This window comes from Devosia sp. A16, from assembly GCF_001402915.1.
Classification (GTDB): domain Bacteria; phylum Pseudomonadota; class Alphaproteobacteria; order Rhizobiales; family Devosiaceae; genus Devosia_A.
In genome coordinates this window covers 1359408-1379429 of sequence record NZ_CP012945.1, presented here as the reverse complement: position 1 = coordinate 1379429, position 20022 = coordinate 1359408, and the positions used below count along the sequence as shown (strand labels likewise).

Annotated in this window: 22 protein-coding genes; 6 read left to right on the top strand and 16 right to left on the bottom strand. The window is 65.0% G+C overall.

Going from position 1 to position 20022, the window contains the following annotated elements:
• Positions 1–95: 95 nt before the first annotated feature.
• The 4 genes from APS40_RS06660 to APS40_RS06645 form a co-directional block, all read right to left on the bottom strand.
• Positions 96–860, bottom strand: coding sequence for an aminoacyl--tRNA ligase-related protein (locus APS40_RS06660; RefSeq protein ID WP_055046303.1), 765 nt, complete (start codon positions 858–860; stop codon positions 96–98).
• 218 nt (positions 861–1078) lie between these two features.
• Complete coding sequence (locus APS40_RS06655; RefSeq protein ID WP_055046302.1) at positions 1079–1900, bottom strand: anti-sigma factor family protein; 822 nt, start codon at positions 1898–1900, stop codon at positions 1079–1081.
• Positions 1897–2403 carry a sigma-70 family RNA polymerase sigma factor gene (locus tag APS40_RS06650; RefSeq protein ID WP_055046301.1) on the bottom strand — a complete coding sequence of 169 codons (507 nt, stop codon included), beginning with the start codon at positions 2401–2403 and terminating at the stop codon, positions 1897–1899. Before APS40_RS06650 ends, APS40_RS06655 begins: the two co-directional genes overlap by 4 nt.
• Positions 2404–2423: 20 nt before the next feature.
• Complete coding sequence (locus tag APS40_RS06645) at positions 2424–2816, bottom strand: COG4315 family predicted lipoprotein (RefSeq protein WP_055046300.1); 393 nt, start codon at positions 2814–2816, stop codon at positions 2424–2426.
• 206 nt (positions 2817–3022) lie between these two features.
• Here APS40_RS06645 and APS40_RS06640 point away from each other — a divergent pair, with 206 nt between their 5' ends.
• On the top strand, positions 3023–4126 hold the full coding sequence (locus tag APS40_RS06640; protein ID WP_055046299.1) for a TRAP transporter substrate-binding protein: 1104 nt from the start codon (positions 3023–3025) through the stop codon (positions 4124–4126).
• 76 nt (positions 4127–4202) lie between these two features.
• Here APS40_RS06640 and APS40_RS06635 read toward each other — a convergent pair whose 3' ends face one another.
• The 3 genes from APS40_RS06635 to APS40_RS25585 form a co-directional block, all read right to left on the bottom strand.
• Positions 4203–5687, bottom strand: a complete 1485-nt coding sequence (locus APS40_RS06635; protein ID WP_055046298.1) for a TRAP transporter large permease — start codon at positions 5685–5687, stop codon at positions 4203–4205.
• A complete protein-coding gene (locus tag APS40_RS06630) occupies positions 5684–6289 on the bottom strand; it encodes a TRAP transporter small permease subunit (protein WP_055046297.1) in 606 nt (201 codons plus the stop codon). Before APS40_RS06630 ends, APS40_RS06635 begins: the two co-directional genes overlap by 4 nt.
• Positions 6290–6443: 154 nt before the next feature.
• On the bottom strand, positions 6444–6575 hold the full coding sequence (locus APS40_RS25585; RefSeq protein WP_442855866.1) for a nuclear transport factor 2 family protein: 132 nt from the start codon (positions 6573–6575) through the stop codon (positions 6444–6446).
• 38 nt (positions 6576–6613) lie between these two features.
• Between APS40_RS25585 and APS40_RS06625 the strand changes: the two genes are divergently transcribed.
• Positions 6614–7210 (top strand): ArsR/SmtB family transcription factor, encoded by a 597-nt coding sequence (locus tag APS40_RS06625; protein WP_055046296.1) that lies wholly within the window; start codon positions 6614–6616, stop codon positions 7208–7210.
• Between the two features lie 10 nt (positions 7211–7220).
• Positions 7221–7958 carry an SRPBCC family protein gene (locus tag APS40_RS06620; protein WP_055046295.1) on the top strand — a complete coding sequence of 246 codons (738 nt, stop codon included), beginning with the start codon at positions 7221–7223 and terminating at the stop codon, positions 7956–7958.
• 154 nt (positions 7959–8112) lie between these two features.
• On the opposite strand, the gene APS40_RS06615 is transcribed toward APS40_RS06620, so the two are convergent.
• The 4 genes from APS40_RS06615 to APS40_RS06600 form a co-directional block, all read right to left on the bottom strand.
• Positions 8113–10122: an aldo/keto reductase gene (locus APS40_RS06615; protein ID WP_055046294.1), complete on the bottom strand. Its 2010-nt coding sequence runs from the start codon at positions 10120–10122 to the stop codon at positions 8113–8115.
• Between the two features lie 69 nt (positions 10123–10191).
• Positions 10192–11010: a carbohydrate ABC transporter permease gene (locus APS40_RS06610; protein ID WP_055049580.1), complete on the bottom strand. Its 819-nt coding sequence runs from the start codon at positions 11008–11010 to the stop codon at positions 10192–10194.
• Between the two features lie 50 nt (positions 11011–11060).
• Positions 11061–11945, bottom strand: a complete 885-nt coding sequence (locus APS40_RS06605; RefSeq protein ID WP_055046293.1) for a carbohydrate ABC transporter permease — start codon at positions 11943–11945, stop codon at positions 11061–11063.
• Positions 11946–12059: 114 nt separating this feature from the next.
• A complete protein-coding gene (locus APS40_RS06600) occupies positions 12060–13340 on the bottom strand; it encodes an ABC transporter substrate-binding protein (RefSeq protein ID WP_055046292.1) in 1281 nt (426 codons plus the stop codon).
• A 52-nt stretch (positions 13341–13392) separates the two neighbouring features.
• On the opposite strand from APS40_RS06600, the gene APS40_RS06595 reads away from it, so the two are divergent.
• Positions 13393–14334 (top strand): helix-turn-helix domain-containing protein, encoded by a 942-nt coding sequence (locus APS40_RS06595; protein WP_055046291.1) that lies wholly within the window; start codon positions 13393–13395, stop codon positions 14332–14334.
• 60 nt (positions 14335–14394) lie between these two features.
• Complete coding sequence (locus tag APS40_RS06590) at positions 14395–15387, top strand: carbohydrate kinase family protein (RefSeq protein WP_055046290.1); 993 nt, start codon at positions 14395–14397, stop codon at positions 15385–15387.
• Positions 15388–15404: 17 nt separating this feature from the next.
• On the opposite strand, the gene APS40_RS06585 is transcribed toward APS40_RS06590, so the two are convergent.
• The 5 genes from APS40_RS06585 to nadA form a co-directional block, all read right to left on the bottom strand.
• On the bottom strand, positions 15405–15701 hold the full coding sequence (locus APS40_RS06585; protein ID WP_055046289.1) for a type II toxin-antitoxin system RelE/ParE family toxin: 297 nt from the start codon (positions 15699–15701) through the stop codon (positions 15405–15407).
• On the bottom strand, positions 15691–15957 hold the full coding sequence (locus APS40_RS06580) for a type II toxin-antitoxin system ParD family antitoxin (RefSeq protein ID WP_055046288.1): 267 nt from the start codon (positions 15955–15957) through the stop codon (positions 15691–15693). Before APS40_RS06580 ends, APS40_RS06585 begins: the two co-directional genes overlap by 11 nt.
• Positions 15958–16006: 49 nt before the next feature.
• Positions 16007–17596, bottom strand: coding sequence for an L-aspartate oxidase (locus tag APS40_RS06575; RefSeq protein WP_055046287.1), 1590 nt, complete (start codon positions 17594–17596; stop codon positions 16007–16009).
• A gap of 27 nt (positions 17597–17623) precedes the next feature.
• Positions 17624–17992 (bottom strand): YegP family protein, encoded by a 369-nt coding sequence (locus APS40_RS06570; protein ID WP_055046286.1) that lies wholly within the window; start codon positions 17990–17992, stop codon positions 17624–17626.
• 168 nt (positions 17993–18160) lie between these two features.
• Positions 18161–19216, bottom strand: coding sequence for a quinolinate synthase NadA (gene nadA, locus APS40_RS06565; protein WP_236884265.1), 1056 nt, complete (start codon positions 19214–19216; stop codon positions 18161–18163).
• Between the two features lie 138 nt (positions 19217–19354).
• Here nadA and eda point away from each other — a divergent pair, with 138 nt between their 5' ends.
• On the top strand, positions 19355–19990 hold the full coding sequence (gene eda / locus APS40_RS06560; protein ID WP_055046284.1) for a bifunctional 4-hydroxy-2-oxoglutarate aldolase/2-dehydro-3-deoxy-phosphogluconate aldolase: 636 nt from the start codon (positions 19355–19357) through the stop codon (positions 19988–19990).
• The last annotated feature ends 32 nt before the right edge of the window (positions 19991–20022 follow it).

Genomic DNA, 20022 nt, shown 5'->3' with positions numbered 1-20022 from the left:
GGGGTGGTGCGGTGATCACCGATGGACCCCCACCCCACCCCCTCCCCTCAAGGGGGAGGGGAGCAAGGCGGGGATAGCTCCCCGCCCATCCTGCATCACGCCGTGACAGCCGCCTCGCGTTCGTCGGCGATCGCCCAGTTGTAGATGCAGCGATCGAGCCCGATGGCGATCTCGACCACCAGCACGTCGATTTCGCGCGCGCCGCCCTTGGCGGTGATCACGGCTTTCTGCGGGAAATCGGTGCGGCGGGAGATAGAGGCCACCTCCATCCATTTGTCGCCATTGTCGACCTCGATATCCATGGTGATCTCCGAATAGGCCGGCAGCCGATCGGAGGGAACGATGCGGGTCGGCAGGCGGGTGACCGCGGCAATCATCCGGCGCACCGGTTCGAGCACCGCGCCATGGTAGTCGTTGGCGGTGTCGGCGGCATAGGCGCACTGAAACTCCAGCTGCCAGAACTCCTTGAGCCGGACATGCCGGGTCGATTGGTCCTGCTCGCGGCGGAACGATTTACCGGCCTGCCAGACGCAGAGCGGTAGCCGGGTGCGGGCGTGCGCATTGAGCTGGTGCGTCATGTAGACATAGGTCGAGGGCGTGGTCTCGGGCCTGAGCACCAGCTCGCGGTCGGTATCGGAGCCGCGCTGCTGGACATAGATGTCACCGGGGCCATAGGCCGACGAGATCAGCTCGCGCGGCGTCAGGATCGGCGCCTCGACGCGGCGGATGTCCCAGGCGGGGTTGATCGAACGCAGGAGGAGGGTGACCTCGGCGGCGATGTAGGAGATGGCGCTGTCGCGCAGGCGGATTTCGCGCTCGGTCCAGTGGACGAGCCCGTTGGCGTCATAAAGGGAAAGCATGCTGCTCTCTCATTGTCGGAGTATCGGGATGTGGTTCGGGCTTTACGTCTCCGGCGGGCGGAGCCGGCGCATGCCGAACCTCCGCGTCTAGCCGAAGACGCCGATACCTCGACGACCGGCGCCGCCAGGGGCAGCCGGAGAAATGGATGCAGCAATGTTCGCGTGCTGGAACATGCGCGCGAAACTATGCGAGGGCGCGCCAGGGCGCAAGCGAAGCCTCAGGTCCTGCCCCAGGCGCCCCCTGGCGCACCATCGGGGCGCCAGGTCAGCTGCTGGTAGACCTTCTTTGCCACCGCCTGCATCTGCGCCTCCGGCAGGTCGCCGACCACCGTGCAGGTGATCTTGTCGTTGGCCCAATAGAAGGCGTCGAGGTCGCTGCGCGTGGTGAATTCCTTGTCGGTCCGTCGGTCGGGCAGGGCGGCGGTGATGTAGACGGTCACCCGCTCCTGCGCGGTATTCTCGTACATCAGCTGCGCCGCGGGGCCGGTGGGCTCGGCGCCATAGCCGGGCAGCAGTCGCCCACCGACCAGGGAGAAGCCGTCAGGGGTCAGGTCAGGCGGCGTGATCGGGCGCTCGACCCGGTTCGACAGCCAGGAGACCAGGTGATCCTTGTCGGCGGCCGCCACTTCGACGGCATGGCGGTTTTCCTTCACGTAGAGCGCGTGCGCCGTGATGGCCGAGGCGATCAGCTCCTGCCGCTCCGTCGGCTTGAAATAGTCGCGCCCGGCCCAGCCCAGGGCACCACCGAGAGCCAGCATCAGCACGGCGGCGGCGGCGAACTGCCAGCGGCCGGGGCTGCGCGTCGCCGCCGGCGAGCGGGCGATGAGATGCGGATCAAGTCGCGACGGCACGGTCTCGTCGGCGACTGGCCCGAACAGCGCGGCAAGCGCCTCGTTCTGGCGCTGCCAGGCGGCCACCTCGGCGGCTTTGTCAGGATGCGCAGCCAGCCATGCCTCGACCTCGGAGCGACGCTCGGGCGCCAGCCTGCCGTCAGCGAAGGCGTGCAGGTCGGTCTCTGAAATCGGGGTCAGGTTCGTCATTTGACCGACCTCAATCGGGGCTCGTCGCCATTGCCGGTCAACGTGCGGAGCGCAGAACGGGCGCGGCCGAGCCGCGACATCAGCGTGCCGGCGGGGATGCCGAGAATGTCTGCGGCATCCTGGTAGGTCAGCCCCTCGATCACGACGAGCAGCAGCGCTTCGCGCTGGTCGTCGGGCAGCCGGTCGATGGCGCGGGACATTTCGGCAAGGGCGATGCGGCCGGGCTGCGGGGCGGCGACCGAGGGTTCGGAAGCGAGGCTGTCGATGGGAACGAGATCTCCACGGCGGCGCTCGAAACGAAGGTCGTTGCGCCAGAGGTTGATGAGGATGCGGAACAGCCAGGCCTGCAGCGGCCCGGTCGGGGCGAAGAGGCTGCGTTTGCGGATGGCCCGTTCCAGACAATCCTGGACGAGGTCGTCGGCCCGGTCGGCGTTGCGCGTCAGCGCCCGCGCATAGCGGCGCAACGCCGGAACCGTCGCCTCGATCTCATCCAGGAAGTCCATGTGACGATGCGGACGCCAGCTTACTCTTCGTAAGCAGTGTGCCAGACCTCGCCGACCATGTCGCCGGTGGTGTCGCCGGGCTTTTCGTCCTTCACCCAGAAGTAGAGCGGCTTGCCCTTATAGGCCCACATCTTGGAGCCGTCGGTGCGATCGACGAGGGTGAAGTCGCCCTCGGCCTTGGCACCGGCATCGGCGATCGCCGGAGGCCAGTTCTCGGCGCACTTGTCGTAGCAGTTGGTGACGCCGGCGGCGTCCTTGTCGAAGGTATAGAGCGTCATGTCGTTGGCGCCGACCAGCACCTGCTTGCCGCCGATCTCCATGGTCTTGATGGCGCCGCCGACATAGTCCTCGGCAATGGCTGCGGTGGCGAACAGGGCGAGCGCGACAGCGCCGAGCGTTACTGCGAGTTTCATGATGTCCCTCCGTTGGGCGTGGGGCGCGGCTGTTGCCGCCCCTCACCGTCATCAACACTGCAGCCCCGGGTTTATTCCCGACGCCGAAGATTTTTCTTCGGATTTGATCGGAGGGGCTGGTGGACAGTTCGGCCGCTGCCTGTTCATCTAGCCGACAAGGCCGGATGGGACGGCCGCGGCAGCAAGCCATTGGGAGGACTACCTGAATGAAGAGACGTGAATTCTTCAAGTCGGCGACGGCAATCACTGCCAGCGCCGCGGCGGCAACAACGCTGGCGGCGCCGGCTCTGGCGCAAAGCAACCCCAAGGTGAGCTGGCGGTTGGCGTCGTCATTCCCCAAAGGGCTCGACACCATCTATGGCGGCGGCGAGACGCTGGCCAAGTATGTGAGCGAGGCGACCGACGGGAATTTCACCATCGATGTGTTTGCGGCAGGCGAGATCGTGCCGCCGTTCGAAGTGGTGGACGCGGTTTCGGCCGGGACCGTGGAGCTCGCCCATACCGTCGGCTACTACTTTTCGGGCAAGGACGTCGCGTGGGCGGCGCTTTCTGCCATTCCGTTCTCGCTCAACGCGCGCGGCATGAGCGCCTGGTATTATCACGGGGGCGGGCTCGATCTCACGAACGAGTTTTTTGCCGGCTACAACATCGTCGGCTTCCCGTGCGGCAACACCGCGGCCCAGATGGGCGGCTGGTTCCGCAAGGAGATCAATACCATCGCCGACCTTCAGGGCCTGAAGATGCGCGTCGGCTTTGCCGGGGCGATCATGACCAAGCTCGGGGTGATCCCGCAGACGCTGCCGGGCGGCGAGATTTACAATGCGCTGGAGAAGGGCACCATCGACGCCGCCGAATGGGTTGGTCCGTATGACGACGAGAAGCTCGGCTTCCAGAAGGTCGCGCCATACTACTATTATCCCGGCTGGTGGGAGGGTGGTCCGACCGTTCACGCGCTGATCAACCGCGACAAGTTCAACGAGCTGCCGCCGGCCTATCAGTCGCTGCTGAAGACGGCGGCGCAGGCGACCAGTAACGACATGCTGGCCAAGTATGACTACGTGAACCCGACGGCGCTGAAGAAGCTGGTGGCGGCAGGCGCGCAGCTCCGCCCGTTCAGCCCGGAGATCATGGAAGCCAGCTTCAAGGCCGCCAACGAGACCTATGCCGAGCTCGAGACGTCGAGCCCGGCGTTCAAGAAGATCTGGGACTCGATCAAGGCGTTCCGCAAGGATTACTACCTGTGGACCCAGGTGGCCGAGCTGAACTACGACGCGTTCCTGCAGGCGCAGCAGCGCAACAACGCGCTGTAGGGGCACGGCCGCAACGCCCAGGCCAGCAGTCGGACTCCCTCCCCCGCAAGCGGGAGAGGGAATCCCGACTGCGCGGTCAGTTGAAGCTTGGCGGCGGCGGCGCTTCGTAGCTCGGCGCCGGGGCGCCGAACGAAGGTGGTGGCGGGGCCTCGAAAGTGGGCGCGGGCGTTGCTCCACCACTGGAGGGCAGCACTATCTGCACCGTGTCTAGGTCCACCTCCGGCGTCTTGTCGAGGAAGAAGGTCACCAGCTCCGGGAAGGCGATGAGAATGCCGACCAGGATCAGTTGCAGCACCAGCCAGGGGATGGCGCCCATGTAGATGTCGCGCGTTTTCACCTTGTCGCGGGGCACGATGCCGCGCAGGTAGAACAGCGCGAAGCCGAAGGGCGGGTGCATGAAGCTGGTCTGCATGTTGGCGCAGATCATCACCCCGAACCAGACGAGGTTGATCCCCATGGCTTCGGCGACCGGCGCCAGCAGCGGGATGACGATGAAGGCGATCTCGAAGAAATCGAGGAAGAACGCCAACACGAAGATGAAGAGGTTGACGAAGATCAGGAAGCCGACGACGCCGCCCGGCAGGTGAGAGAGCATGTGCTCGATCCAGTGGCCGCCGCCGACGCCCTGGAAGACCAGGCTGAAGACGCGGGCGCCGAGCAGGATGAACACCACCATGGCGGTGAGCCGCATGGTCGAGTTCATGCCGTCCCACATCAGGCTCCAGCTCAGCCGCTTGTTGAACCAGGCGAGGAGGATGGCGCCGACGACGCCCATGGCGCCGGCCTCGGTGGGCGTGACGAGACCGAGCAGGATCGTGCCGAGCACGATGAAGATCAGCGCCAGGCTCGGCACCGTGCCGCGGATGATCTTCGCCCAGAGCGGCCAGCCACGCAGGGTGCGCGCCTCGGGCGGCAGGGCGGGAACATCCTGGGGGCGGATGATCGAGAGGATGAACACCCAGCCCATGAACAACAGGACCTGGACGATCGAGGCGCCGGTGGCGCCGATATACATCTCGCCCGGCGAGCGCTGCAGCTGGTCGGCGAGGACGATCAGCACCAGCGAAGGCGGGATCAGCTGAGTGATAGTGCCCGATGCGGCGATGACGCCGGTGGCATGGCGTACGTTGTAGCCATAGCGCATCATCACCGGCAGCGAGATCAGCCCCATGGCGATCACCGAGGCGGCGACGGTGCCGGTGATGGCGCCGAGAATCGCGCCAACGATGATCACCGCATAGCTGAGCCCGCCGCGAATACCGCCGAACAGCTGGCCGAAGCCTTCGAGCAGGTCCTCGGCCAGACCGGATTTCTCGAGGATCACGCCCATGAAGGTGAAGAACGGAATGGCGAGCAGCAGCTCGTTACTGAGCACGCCATAGAGCTGGTAGGTGAGGTTGCCGAGAAAGTTCGGGGCGATCAGCCCGAGCTCGATGGCCACCAGACCGGAAAACAGGCCGATCGCGGCGAGCGAAAAGGCAGCCGGGTAGCCGATGATCAGAAACAGCACCAGCCCGCCGAACATGATCGGCGCCATGTTGTCGCGGATCACGTCGATCATTGCAGCGGCTTCTCGTAGGCGAACTCGCGGACATAGTCAGTGGTGAGCGCCGCGATGCACTTGATGATTTCGGCGACGCCCTGCAGCAGCAGCACGGCGAAGCCCAATGGCAGCATCAGGCGCACCGGCCAGCGCGGCAACCCGCCCGCGGCGTTGGACATGACGTTCTGCGTCCAGGCCTGCAGGAACCAGGGCCAGGTGAACCAGATGAGCAGGATGCAGAGCGGCAAGAGGAAGAACAGCCCGCCGAGCAGGTCGATCCAGGTGCGCGCCCGTTCGCTGATGGCGCCATAGAACAGATCGACGCGCACATGCTCGTTGAGCTTCAGCGTCCAGGCCCCGCCCAGCATCACCATGCCGCCGAACATGTACCAGACGGATTCGCTGAGGACGTTGGAGTACTGGGTGTAGAACGCCACCAGCCCGCCGAAGAGACCGCCACCATAGCTGCGTTCGAGCCAGATCATGCCGCTGATCGAGTAGCGAAAAATGGCGTTGAAGGCCGAGACCAGCGCGGAAAACAGCACCAGCCAGATGGCCACGAGCCCGACCCGGCGGCTCAATTCGTCGATGAGGCGCGTGAAGCGCAAAGCCAGCGCCATCGGCGGCCGTTCCTCCCGGCAGGCGGCGAGTGGCCGGCTGCCCTGTTCCCTAGGCGGTCTCGCTTCAGGCGGCGAGTTCTCTTCCGCCAAGGCAACATGCTCGCGCTGGCGCGTCAACCGGGGGAGGCGTTTTCCCCGGTGGTTGTGATCGCCGTCAACTCGCCGGCTCGATACCGAGCACGGCGCGCCCAGTTTCCTGGTCGTAAGGGAACGAGACGTGCTGATGGATCATCTGCCAACGCCCATCACGACGCTGGAAGAAGCGGGTGCCGCGCGACCACAGCATCAATTGACAGGAATATTTGTCTATACTAACCATGGCGGATGAGGAATGTCCCCCCGGTCCTGATCGACGATGCGGCCAAGGCGCGACAGGCGATGACGCCGTTGCGGCTGAAAATGCTGGCCTTGCTGCGCGAGCCGGGCTCGGCGGCAACGCTGGCGGCGACGCTGGAGCTGCCGCGCCAGAAGCTCGGATATCACCTGCATGCACTGGAAAAGGCAGGCCTGGTGATGCCGGCGGGCGAACGGCAGCGCCGCGGCTTCACCGAGCGGCTGTTCGTGGCGAAGGCAGGGTCATTTATAGTCGATCCGGCGATCCTTGGGGGATCGCCGGTGGCGGAGAAGCAGGATCGCTTTGCCGCCGAATACCTGGTGGCGCGGGCGGCCGAGACGGTGCGCGAGGTGACCCGGATGCAGGCCGCGGCCGCCGAGGAGGGGACGCGCCTCCTCACCTTCACCATCGAGGCGGATATCGGCTTTACCGCGCCGCAGGATGTCGAGCGCTTTGCCGAGCAGCTGGCGGCCATGGTCGCGAGCCTGGCGGAGGAGTTCCAAGCCAAGGAGGAGGGGCGACGCTACCGCCTGCTGATCGGCGCACATCCCGCGATCAAGGGCAGGGCGACCGGCAGGGTCAACTGAGGAGCACGAAATGAGCGAGAAAGAGGATCGTGTCATCGTCGAGATGACCATTGCCGCGCCGGTCGAGACGGTGTGGGCAGCAATGCGCGAGCCCGAGCAGTTGCTCAACTGGTTCGGCTGGGATGCCGATACGCTCGGCGACGAGATCAGGTTCATCTTCGAGGACCATGCCGAGGCGGATGAAACCAACCGGGTCATCTCCTTCGGCGAGTACGAGGGCGTTGCCGACCGGGTCGAGCTCCGCGCAGCGCCCGGCGGCACCGTGCTGCGTATGGTGCGCAGCGGCACGGTATCGACTGACTGGAATGGCTTTTACGAGGATACCTGGGAGGGCTGGACCACCTTCTTCCAGCAGTTGCGCTTCCTGCTGGAACGGCATCCGGGCGCGAAGCGGCGCACGTTGTTCCTTTCAGGCCGGCTGCAAGCACCCGGGGCCCTGCCGGTCGCGGCGCTGAAGCTCGAGGCGTTGTGGAACGCCGCCGACGGCAGCAAGGTCTCGTTTGCGCTGCCCGTGGGCGAGACGGTCACCGGCACGGTCTGGCATCGCAGCGCGCGCCAGGTGGCGATGAGCGTGGATAGCTGGGGTGACGGGCTGATGGTGATCACCGACCAGCCCACGCCGAACGCCGGGCCCAATGGGGGCGGCACGGCGCTGCTGACGACGTTCGGGCTCTCCGACGCGGCGTTCGCGGCACTGGAGCAGCGCTGGACGGCGTGGTGGCGACAGCGGTTCGTGAAGGCGGGGTGACTGACAGAGACGGCCCCCTCCCGGCCTCCCCCATAAAGGGGGAGGTGAAGAGTCGAGGTTGTGGTTCGATTGTGCCAATTACTCCGGCGGGGCACCTCCCCCTTTATGGGGGAGGATGGGAGGGGGCCATCTGCTTCAGTTTGCCCCGGAGAGATTACCCCTCCAGCCACGCCACCTGTTCCGGCGTCAGCTTGATGTCGAAGGCGTTCATGCTGTCGTCGAGTTCGGCGAGCTTGCGCGGGCCGATGAGCGGGATCGACGGGAAGTCCTGGGCCAGCACATAGGCGAGGGCCACGTGGATCGGGCTCTTGCCGAGTTGGTTGGCCAGTTCGATCGCCCGGTCGCGGCGGACGAAGTTCTGCTCGTTGTACCAGACGCGGACCATCTCCTCGTTGTCGCGCTTGTCGCGGCCGGCGAGGTCGGTGAAGAAGCCGCGGGCCTGGCTCGACCAGGAGAAATTGGGGATCTGGCGAGCCTTCAGCCACTGCTTCCACTCCGCCGTCGAGGAGGTGACGCAGCCGGCCCAGATCGGATCGAGCATCTCCGCCAGGGCGAAGTTGTTGGAGAGCGCGCCCGGCAGCTGCTTGCCGTGCCTATCGGCATAGGCGATGGCTTCGTCGAAGCGTTCGCGGGTCCAGTTGGAACCGCCGAACGGCCCACGGATACGCCCCTTCTTCACCTCGGCATCCATGGCGTCGACGAACTCGCCGACCGGCACGTCGAGGTTGTCGCGGTGCATGAAGTAGACATCGACATAGTCGGTCTGCAGCCGATCGAGCGACTGGCTCAGCTGCTTGCCGATGACATCGGGATAGACCAGCGGGCTATGGGCGCCCTTGCCGATCACCACCGCCTGCTCGCGCACCCCGCGCGACTTCTGCCACTCGCCGAACAGCTTTTCGGTATAGCCGCCGGCATAGATGAAGGCGGTGTCGAAGATGTTGCCGCCCTTCTCCCAGAACGCATCGAGCAGGATGGCGCCCGAAGCGAAGGTGCGGAAATCCTCGAAGCCGAGCGCCACGGCCGAGGCCGGCTTCTGGACGCCCGGGATGCTGCGCTTGGGAATGACGGCACCGTCCGATTTCAACGGTCGGCCGGTGAGCGTGTTGATGCGCGTGACCGACTTTTCGACCGAGTACTCGATGCCGGCATCGGAGCGCCACTTGTCGAGCACGCGGGCGTTGCCGAGGCTGTCGGCCCAGCTCATGCCCGGCGCCGAGAATTCCTGCCGTCCGGCAAGGATAGCCTCGGCGACGGCATCGGCCTCGAAGGAATAGAGGTGGCGCTGCTTGCCGACGCTCACCGTCTCGCGGCTGCCGTCCTTGCGGATGATGTCGATCTTGCCGTCGCCGCCGGCCCGGTCACCATTGGCGAACCAGAAGGCCGGCACTTCGATGGTGCCTTCCGAGCCGATGATGCGGCCGATATTCTCGAGATTGGCCATGATGGCGCAGCTCACCTGAGCGGTGATGCCGTTCTCGAACAGCAGCACGGCGGCCGCCAGGTTGTCGGTGCCTTCAGCATTGAGACTGGCCGAGCCCACCACCCTGACCGGATCGAGGAACGGCTTGCCGGCAGCGGCGCCGGCGACAAAGCGGGCGAAGGACACCGGATAGCCGCCGACATCGAGGATACCGCCGCCGGCGAGTTCGGAGGCGAACAGCCGGTGCTCGGGGATGAAGCGGCCCATCTGGAAGCCGAAGCTGGCGGTAACGAAGCGGACTTCGCCGATCACGCCGGAGTTGATCAGCTCCCACAGCTTCTGGGTCTGCGGATGCAGGCGGTACATGAAAGCTTCGCCGGCAAAGGTGCCGGCCTTTTTGTGCGCGTGAATGATCGCATCCACCTCGAAGGCGCTCAGCGCCATCGGCTTTTCGATCAGCACGTGCTTGCCGGCTTCGGCCGCCTTGATGGCCCATTCGGCGTGGCCGGTATGCGGCGTCGCGATGTAGATAGCGTCGACATTGGGGTCGGCAAGGATCGCGTCATAGCCATCGAGGATACGTGCCTCGGGGAAATCGTCCTTGAGGCTCTGCTTGCCGGGGTTGCGCGTGGCGATCGCCTCGAGCTTGCCGAGCTTGGAATCCAGCACGCCACGGCGGAAATCCTTGGCGATGGCGCCGGGGCCGATGATCCCCCAGCGGATGGGGGCCTGAATGGTCATGGTACTCTCCTCAAGAAATCGGGCCCAGCGGCAGCGATTCCTGCTGCCGGGACAAGTAGCGGTTAGTCGTTATTTGACTGCGCCCAGCATGCCTTCGACAAAGCGGCGCTGCAGCAGGAAGAAGATGATGAGCGTCGGCAGCGTGGCGAGGATGGTGCCGAACAGGATCATGCCGAAGTCGGGTGTATAGGACGAGGTCAGCGACGAGATGACCAGCGTCGCAGTCTTCTGCTCGGGCTTGTTGAGCACGATCAGCGGCCACAGATAATTGTTCCAGTTGGCCATGAACACGATGATGATCGCCGCGGCATAGGTCGAGCGCATGGTGGGCAGGTAGATGTAGAAGAAAATCTGCCACTCGTTGAGCCCGTCCACCCGCGCCGCGTCGCGCAGCTCGCCGGGGAATGCCTTGGTCGCCTGGCGGAAGTAGAAGATGATGAAGATCGAGGCGATGCCGGGGAGCACCACCGCCGCCACCGTGCCGACCAGCTTGAACGACGAGATCATCACGAATAGCGGCACCATCAACGCCGCGAACGGGATCGAGAGCAGGAGCAGCATCAGGGTGAAGATGCGCTCGCGGAATTTCGAGCGGAACATCTCGAAGCCGTAGCCGGCGAGCGAGGAGACAGCGAGGGTCAGCACCGTGCCGACCAACGCGATGAAGGCCGAGTTCCAGAAGATGCGCGGGGCATCGACCGTGGCAAAGAAGTTGGCGGCGTTGACGAACAGCTGGTCGCCGAACGTCGCCTTGCCGATGCCGATATCGACCGAGCGGTTGGTGGCGCCGACGACCATCCAGAAGAACGGAAAGATCGAGACGAAGGCGGCGAGACTCAGCAGCAGGTAGGTGATCGAGCGGGCGACGAAGTGCGGCAGGTTGAACAGCCGCGTGCGGCGCTCGACCCGGGCGGTGGCGAGGGGAAGGGCCTGGTCGGTCATTTGCTGCGATCCCGTGCGATGGCGAACTGCGCGAAGCTCAGCACGGCGACGAGCAGTACGATGACCCAGGATACGGTGGCCGAATAGCCGAAGCTGGGCATGAATTTGAAGGTCAGGTTGTAGATGTAGAGCGACAGGGTCAGCGTCGAATCCGACGGGCCGCCCTGGGTGATGTTGTTGACTTCGTCGAACAGCTGCAGCGTGCCGATGGTCGAAACGATGGTGGTGAACAGGATCACCGGCTTCAGCATCGGCACGGTGATCTGCCAGAACTGATCCCAGCCCGAGGCGCCGTCGATGCGGGCCGCCTCGTAGATCGAGCGGTCGACGTTCTGCAGTGCCGCCAGGTAGAACACCATATTGTAGCCGGTCCAGCGCCAGGTAATGGCGATGATGATCAGGACCTTGGCCCAGAACGGATCCTGCAGCCAGTGGATCGGCTCCTGGATGATCCAGATCGCCATCAGCATCTTGTTGACGATCCCGTCGGTGGCGAACATCGACTTGAACAGGGTCGAGTAGGCGATCAGCGAGGTCACGCAGGGCAGGAAGATTGCGGTGCGGAAAAAGCCGCGGAAGCGCAGCTTGGGGTCGTTCAGCGCCACTGCGGCCAGCAGCGCCAACAGGATCATGATCGGCACCTGCACGACCAGGAACGTCAGCGTGTTGACCAGCGCACGAATGAAGACCGGGTCCTTGGTCAGGCGTACGATATTGGCGAAGCCGCCGAAACTGAAGTTCATCCCCTTGCCGACCTGGAAGCTCATCCAGAGCGACCAGAAAATCGGATAGAGCATGAAGATGCCGAGCAGCACCAAGGCGGGCGCGATGAACGTCCAGCCGGTGATCTGCTCGGTTCGGCCAAGTCTTGCGTTTGCCATGCCAACTCCCCCGACAGGCGACTTCACAACAGCTGCCGGCCGCACTCCGGCAATGGAGGGCGACCGCCAATGCGAGGAGGAGGCGGGTGCCACGCGGCCCCGCCTCCGGAGCCGTTATTGCATCTGCTGGCTGGCCTGGTCGTTGATGGCCTTCAGCGCATCGTCGACGCTGCCGCCCTGGGTGATGGTCGGGAGCTGAGCTACGACTGCCGAGTCGACTTCGGCGGTGTAGATGCCGTAGTCGATGCTGGGGATCTTGGCCTGCCACTCGGAGAAGTTCGCCCAGACGGGCTGGCCGCCGAAGAAGTCGTCGGAGGCCTTGTAGGCATCGCCCGCCGAGGCCGGGAGCCAGGTGCTGAAGGCGCCCTGGCCGATCAGGATCTTCTGGTAGAAGTCGACATCGGTCGCCCAGATGGACTTGAGGAAGTCGACGGCGGCATCCTTGCCGGCACCCGACGACAGCACGTACCAGCTCGAGCCGCCTTCGTTGGAGTAGCCGGTGGCGCCTTCGACGCCTTCGAGCTTCGGAATGGGCGCGACGCCCCACTTGCCGGCCTGGTCGGGCTGCGACTTGATGGTGCCGGTCATCCACACGCCGTTGAGCGCGACGGCGGTTTCACCCGAGGTGAAGGCGCCGGTGAACTCGGTCCAGCCGGAAGCGGGCTTGACGATATCGGCCTGCCAGATCTTGGCATAGGTCTCGAGCGCGGCCTTCAGCGGCTTGTTGTCGAGGATGTTGAGGCTGCCGTCAGGGTTGAAATACCAGGCGCCGGCCGACTGCATCATGATGCGGATGAGGCCGCTGCCGTTGAGGTCGAGGGCAATGAGGTTATGGCCGGTCTTGGCCTTCACGTCCTTGCCGATCTGGATGAACTTGTCCCAGGTCAGATCCTTGAGAGCGTCGGCCTCGTAGCCGGCGTCCTTGAGGTAGTCGGCACGGTAGAACAGGCCCGTGACGCCGGAGTCGAAGGGCAGTGAGTAGGACTTGCCGTCATGAGTGGCGGCCGCGACCTTGTAGGGCGCGAAGGCGCTCATATCGATCGAGTCGGAGAGCGGCACGAAGGCGCCCGGGAACGACTGCAGGTATTTCTGCGCCACGTCGTCCTGGATCAGCACGATATCGGGCAGGCCGGTCGTGTCGCCGGCGAGCAGCTGGGTCTGCAGTTTCTGGCGGATATCCTCCTGCTGCATGCTGTCGTCGACCTTGATGTTCACATCCGGATGCGACGGGGCATAGCGGGACGCGGCTTCCTTCATGGCAGCGCCGTTGAAATTGGTATCCCAGGCCCAGACCGTCACATCGACGGCCATGGCCGCGGTCATGGTGAGCATGGAGACGCCGGCGGCCGCGGCCATGGCGAGCGCATGGCGCCAACGCAATGCGGTGGTGGTCATAAATATTCCTCCCGTTTTCATTTGGCTCACCTTGGGCAAGCGTGGTTAGAATATGCGACCAAAGGGGTATGTCCGCGACAAAGGGAAACTCGACTTGGCGGAAAGTAAGGTCCAGCAGCGGCCGGTGTATCAGCCCAATGCAAGCAGCGTCGAAGCCCACCCGACGATCCTCTCGACCTTTCACAACCATCCGCTGGTGATGCTGAAGCCGCACTGGCACGCGCAGGTCGAGGTCAACTTCATCGTCTCGGGAACCGTGCACTACCGCATGCACACCCACGAGCTGACGCTGACTGCCGGGCAGATGGTGCTGTTCTGGGGCGGCCTGCCGCACCAGATGTACGACCTCTCCGATGACGCGATCTACGCCGGCGCGCACCTGCCGCTGATGCATTTCTTCCGCCTCAGACTGCCCGAGGATGTGCCGCATCGACTGATGCAGGGGACGACGCTGCTGAGCTGTACGCCCGACGATTCCGACGCCCACAATTTTGCGCGGTGGAATCGCTATGCCCGCTCGGGCGACGCGGTGAAGGCGCAGCATGCCGTGGACGAGTTGTTGCTCAGGCTGGAGCGGGTGCGGTTCGAGCCTTACGAGCTGGTGGGCAACAGCAAGGCGCCGGGCCATGCGGTGGAAACCGCCGAAGTGCAGTCGTCGCGCAATGTCGGCAAGATGTGCGACTACATCGCGGAGAACTTCCTGCACGAGATCGACTCGGTCGATATCGCGCAAGCGGCCAACCTCCACCCCAAATACGCGATGAGCATCTTCAAGCGCTCCACCGGGATGACGCTCAACGAGTATGTGAGCCTGTTGCGCCTGAGCTACGCGCAGGCGCTGCTCCTGCGCGACGACGCCAATGTGCTGCGCGTCGCCATGGAATCCGGCTTCGGTTCGCTCAGTGCCTTCAACAAGTCGTTCCGCAAGATCGCCGGCATGTCTCCATCGGATTTCCGGCGCGATGCCTTCATCCCCGGCGCGCTCGCGTCCTGAGCTTGAACTTTCGCGCATCGGCATTGTAACGATGCAGCGGTTCTGGCGAGGGAATGCGCAATGTTCGTAGTGGGTGGCGAAAGCCTGATCGACCTGATCTCGGAACCGGTCGGGGCCGATGGCGTCATCCGCCTCGTGGCGCACCAGGGCGGCTCGCCCTATAACTGCGCCATCGCGCTTTCGAAGCTCGGCAACGATACCGGCTTCCTGTGCCCAATCAGCACCGACGGGCTCGGCACCTACCTCTTGGCGCCGCTGGCGGAAGCCGGGGTGAAACCGCTGCTGGCCGAACGGGTAGACGCTTACACCACGCTGGCGGTGGTGACGTTCGACGCCAAGAAGAGCGCGCAATATGGTTTCTACCGCAACGCCGACCGCGCCTTCACCCGCGAGGGGCTGATCGCGGCGCTGCCGCAGCGGCTCGAGGCGTTCCAGGTCGGCGGCTTCTGCCCGATCGAGCCGGAGGACGCGGCAATCTGGCTGGATGTCGCCCAGGAAGCAGCGCGGCGAGGCGCGACGCTGACGATGGACCCCAATGTCCGCCCGTCGCTGGTGCCGGACTTTGCCGGCTACAAGGCGCGACTCTCGAGCTTTCTCGACATCGTCAACCTGGTGAAGGTGTCGATCGAGGATCTCGCGGCGCTGGAGCAGAACCGCGCGGTGCGGGCGACCGAGCTGACATCGGCCGAGGTCGAGGCGCTGGTGGCAAAGTACACCGCCGATTTCCTCGGCCGGCCCAATTGCGAGCTGGTGATCGTCACCTTCGGCGAGGAGGGCAGCCGCGCCTTCACCCGATCAGGTGCGGCCCGGCAGGAGGTTTACCCCGCCGTGCCGTTCGGCGACACGGTGGGCGCCGGCGACACGCTGATGGCGGCGGTGCTGACGCTGCTCGACGAGCAGGGCAACCTGAAGCCCGGCAAGCTCGGCGCCATGGGCGACGCGGCGCTGGCGACCATGCTGCGTTTCGGGGCGGTGGCCGCGGGTCTCAACTGCCGGTTCGTCGGCTGCCACCCGCCGACCCGCGGCGAAGTGGATGCGGTGCTGAATGGCTGAGGGTTCGGCAGGTCAGGTCAGTCGAACATCTCGGATGAAATGCGGCGAGCAGAATAAATAACGCGCACCACTCGCAGCGTGGTCGCGTCGAAATCGAAGAACACGAGATAGCGACCGACGGGAAAGCTCCGCAGCTTTGGTGCGAGGTCGTCTCGCGCGCGTCCCATCTGCGGCGTATTGGCGAGATGCCAGATCGACTCCGCGATACGGCGCATCTGGCCGTCCGCGCCGCTCGGGTTGTCGGTTGCTATGAAGGCCCAGATGCTTCTCAGGTCGCGGCGTGCAGCATTAGTGTGACGGACTTCAAGCGGCATCTTGGCGGTTCGCCTTCCGCCGCTTCGCTTCCGCGATGATTTCCTCCATGTCGAGTGGCCCCGCATCGCCGCTGGCCAGTCCCTCCTGGATCAACTGCTTGAGTTCTTCCGTCCGCACCCTTCGCAAGACCTCGGCGTCCTCAAGCAGCCGCAGCCCATCGCGCAGCACTTCGCTGGCGCTGTTGTACCGCCCGCTCTCGACGAGCTCGCGGACGAACTTCTCGTAGTGTTCACCGAGGGTGTAGCTGGATGGCATGGAAAGTCTCCTTTGGCAGCAGACTATCATTTTATGATAGTGCTGACCATCAGGCTCCGGCGCGGATGGCGAGTGCGTCGTCCAGCGTCATCTCGGTATGGTGCTCCCACTCGGGCCGGGGCTCGGGGAAATCGGTGCGGAAATGACCGCCACGACTTTCCTCGCGCTTGAGGGCGCCGGCGGCCACCAACGTCGCCGAGGTGGTCATGTTGAGGAACGAACGGGTGACGCCCTGCGCCGTGGCCTCGATCTCGGCGATGCGGCGCAACGCGGTGCGGAGGTCTGCGGCGTTGCGCTCGACGCCGACCAGGTCGGTCATGGTGCGGCGCAACTCCTTCACCGACACGTGGTTGCGCAGCCGCTCCTCCACGGCCTCACCCTCGACCGGGTCCCAACCGATGCCGGGGAAGGGGGCAAGCGGGCTGCGCAATGGCTCGAGCCCGGAAATGTCGGCGGCGATGCGGGCGCCATAGACCACGGCCTCGAGCAGGGAGTTAGAAGCGAGGCGGTTCGCGCCATGCAGGCCCGTCGACGAGCATTCGCCGGCCGCCCAGAGGCCGGGCAGCGAGGTGCGGCCGTTGGCTTCCACCTTGACGCCGCCCATGTGGTAATGCGCCGCCGGGGTGACCGGGATCAGCTGGGTGACCGGGTCGATGCCGAAGTCCGCGCAGTATTTGGCGACGGTCGGAAAGGCAGTGAGGATACGCTCGCCGATGGCTTCGCGGGTGTCGAGGAAGACCTTTCGTCCGCCCTTGATCTGCCGGTAGTTAGCGCGGGCGACGATGTCGCGCGGCGCCAGCTCTGCGTCGGGATGCACCGCAAGCATGAACCGCTCGCCCAGGTCGTTGACGAGGATCGCTCCCTCGCCGCGCAGCGCCTCGGTGGCGAGCGGCGCCGGGTCGGCGCCGGTGGCGATGGCGGTGGGGTGGAACTGCACGAACTCGGGATCGGCGATCAGCGCGCCGGCGCGAGCGGCCATCCCCATGGCGTGGCCGCGCACGCCGGGTGGATTGGTGGTCACGGCGTAGAGGCCGCCGAGGCCACCCGCCGCCAGCACCGTGGCGCGCGCCCTGACCAGTACCGGTTCGGCATAGCGGTCGCCAAGTTTCCGCGCATAGACGCCGATGATGCGGCCATCGGCGCGGGCGAGGTCGACTACGGTGAGTCCCTCGACGATGCGGATCGAAGGGGTCTTGCGCACCTCGGCAATGATCGCCTGCATGATGGCGTAACCGGCGCGGTCGCCTTCGACGCGCACCACGCGGTTGCGCGAGTGCGCGGCCTCCTTGCTCAGCACGTAATGGCCCAGTTCGTCGCGATCGAACGGGGTGCCCCAGCGGGCGAGATCCTCGATGCGTGCCGCCGCTTCGGCAGTGACCGATTCCGCTTCGTCCTCATCGACGATGCCGGCACCGGCGATCTCGGTATCGACGGCATGCGCGTGCGAGGTATCGCCGGGCCCGACCGCGGCGGCCACGCCGCCCTGCGCCCAGGCGGACGAGGCACCATTGCCGAGCGGTACGGGGGAGATGACGGTCACCGGGCGCGGCGCCAGCTTCAGCGCACAGAACAGCCCGGCAAGACCAGCGCCGACGATGAGCGCACCGTCGGCGTTGAGGACATTGTCAGTGATGGTCATTGGTCTCCCCCGGGCAAAACGCCCGGGTCAGGCCTCGTCGACCACCGGGGTTTCTGCGGCGCGCTTCTTAAGCGATTCGATGGCGTTTTTGGCGCTGGACTTCGACTTGTAGGTCTCGGTGCGCACCATGGTCTCGTTGTTGGCAGCGACGAAACGCACGAAGGTCTGGCCATCCTTGGAGGCAACAAGTTCGAAGCGGTAGCCCTTGCCGGCCTCTTCCTTGGTCAGGTCGACGACCGAAGCGCCCGGGGCGTTCTTCTTCAGCGACTCGATGCAGTTCTTGGCGCTCGCCTTGCCCGCGTAGTTCTCGGACCAGAAGATGGTCTCGGCGTTGTAGACGAACTTGGCGACGAACTGGCCGCCCTTGGCAGCGGTGATCTTGAAGCTATGTGGCACGACGCTGTGACCCCTCGGTTCGCGGGCCCGGGGAAGTCGTGGCCCGATCCGCCGAATCTACCGCTATGGTAGAGTCGCGCAACCCTCAAAGTCACGCAGCCGGTTGATTTGATTAAGCTTGGAAAAGCTACGGGCGCGACTGGTCGAAGTGCCCAATGAGCGACGAAGCTAGTCCCGCTTCTTGGAAAAATCGATCATCCGCTGCACGGCGGCGCGGGCGGGTTCGAGCAGTTCCTCGGCCACGGTCACCTCCTCGGTCATGGTGTGGAGCGACCACAGCACGTTCTCGAGGTTGATGCGCTTCATGTGCGGGCAAATGTTGCAGCCACGCAGGAAATCGACGCCGGTCGCTTCGGAGGCCACGTTGTCGGACATCGAGCATTCGGTGACCATCACCACGCGCGGCGGCTTCTCGGTCTTGACGTAGTCGATCATCGCTGCGGTCGAGCCGGCGAAATCCACCGCATCGATCACCTCGGGCGGGCACTCGGGGTGGGCGATGATCTTGGCCGTCGGATAGGCGTGGCGCAGTTCGGCAATGTCGGCGGCGGTGAAGGTCTCGTGCACTTCGCAGGAGCCGGCCCAGGTGATGACCTTCTTCTGCGTCTTCTTGGCAGTGTTGCGCGCCAGATACTGATCGGGGATCATGATCACCGTGTCGCCGGCGACGCCGTTGACGATGTCGGCCGCGTTCGACGAGGTGCAGCAGACATCGGTTACCGCCTTCACCGCCGCGGAGGTGTTGACGTAGGTGATCACCGGCACGCCCGGATACTGGGCGCGCATGGCGATGACGTCCTCGGGCGTGATGGAAGAGGCGAGCGAGCAGCCGGCGCGGCTGTCGGGGATCAGCACGGTCTTCTTGGGATTCAAGAGCTTCGACGTCTCGGCCATGAAGTGCACGCCGCACTGCACGATGATCGACTGCTTGACCGTGGTGGCTTCGATGGCGAGCTGCAGGCTGTCGCCGACGATATCGGCGACGCCGTGATAGATCTGCGGGGACTGATAGTTGTGGGCGAGGATGACGGCATCCTTCTCCTTCTTCAGCCGGTTGATCTGCAGGATCAGCGGCGCATAGAAGGGCCATTCGATCTCGGGGATGCGATCCTTCACCCGCTCGTAGACGCGCGACGTCACACGCTCAACCGCCTTGGTGAACTTGAGGTCGAAACTTTCCGCGAGGATGGCGCGAGCCTCCTCCAGCGGGGTGAGAGCATTGATGAGCTGCACCGGACCGTCCCTCCAGACAGGTGGGACACTTAAGGTCGATCGGCGTCCATTTCAATGTCGCGATTTGGCTTGATCGGCATTCGCCAAGTGCCTAACGCTCTGGCCGAACGACAGCCCTCGAGGATCGCCATGCCGCAAGACGCCGCCGCCCTTCGCCAGACTCTTTCGCTTGCGCCGGTGATTCCGGTGATCGTGCTGGACGATGTTTCGGCGGCCCGCCCACTGGCCGAAGCGCTGGTCGCCGGCGGCCTGCCGGTGCTGGAAGTGACGCTCAGGACCCCGCATGCGCTGCAGATCATCGAGGAAATGGCCAAGGTGCCGGGCGCGGTGGTCGGCTCGGGCACGGTGCGTTCGCCGCTGCAGATGGGGCACTCCGTCGATGCCGGCTGTCAGTTCATGGTGTCGCCGGGCGCCTCGCCGCGCCTGCTCGAAGCTGCCGAAGAGCACAGGATCCCGCTGCTGCCCGGCATCGGCACGCCGACCGAGGCGATGACCGCCTCGGAACATGGTTACTCGTTCCTCAAGTTCTTCCCGGCCGAGGCGCTAGGCGGGGTCAAGGTGCTGAAGGCCTATGCCAGCCCGCTCGCCGACATCACCTTCTGCCCGACCGGCGGCATCGACATGGCCAAGGCGAAGGAATACCTGGCGCTCCCCAACGTGATCTGCGTCGGCGGCTCGTGGATCATGCCGGCCGATGCGATTGCCAACAAGGATTGGAAGCGGATCGAGACGCTGGCGCGGGAAGCGGCGGGGTTGAAGGGCTGAGGGTTCGCAGTCAGGCTTTCTCCCACAAGGGG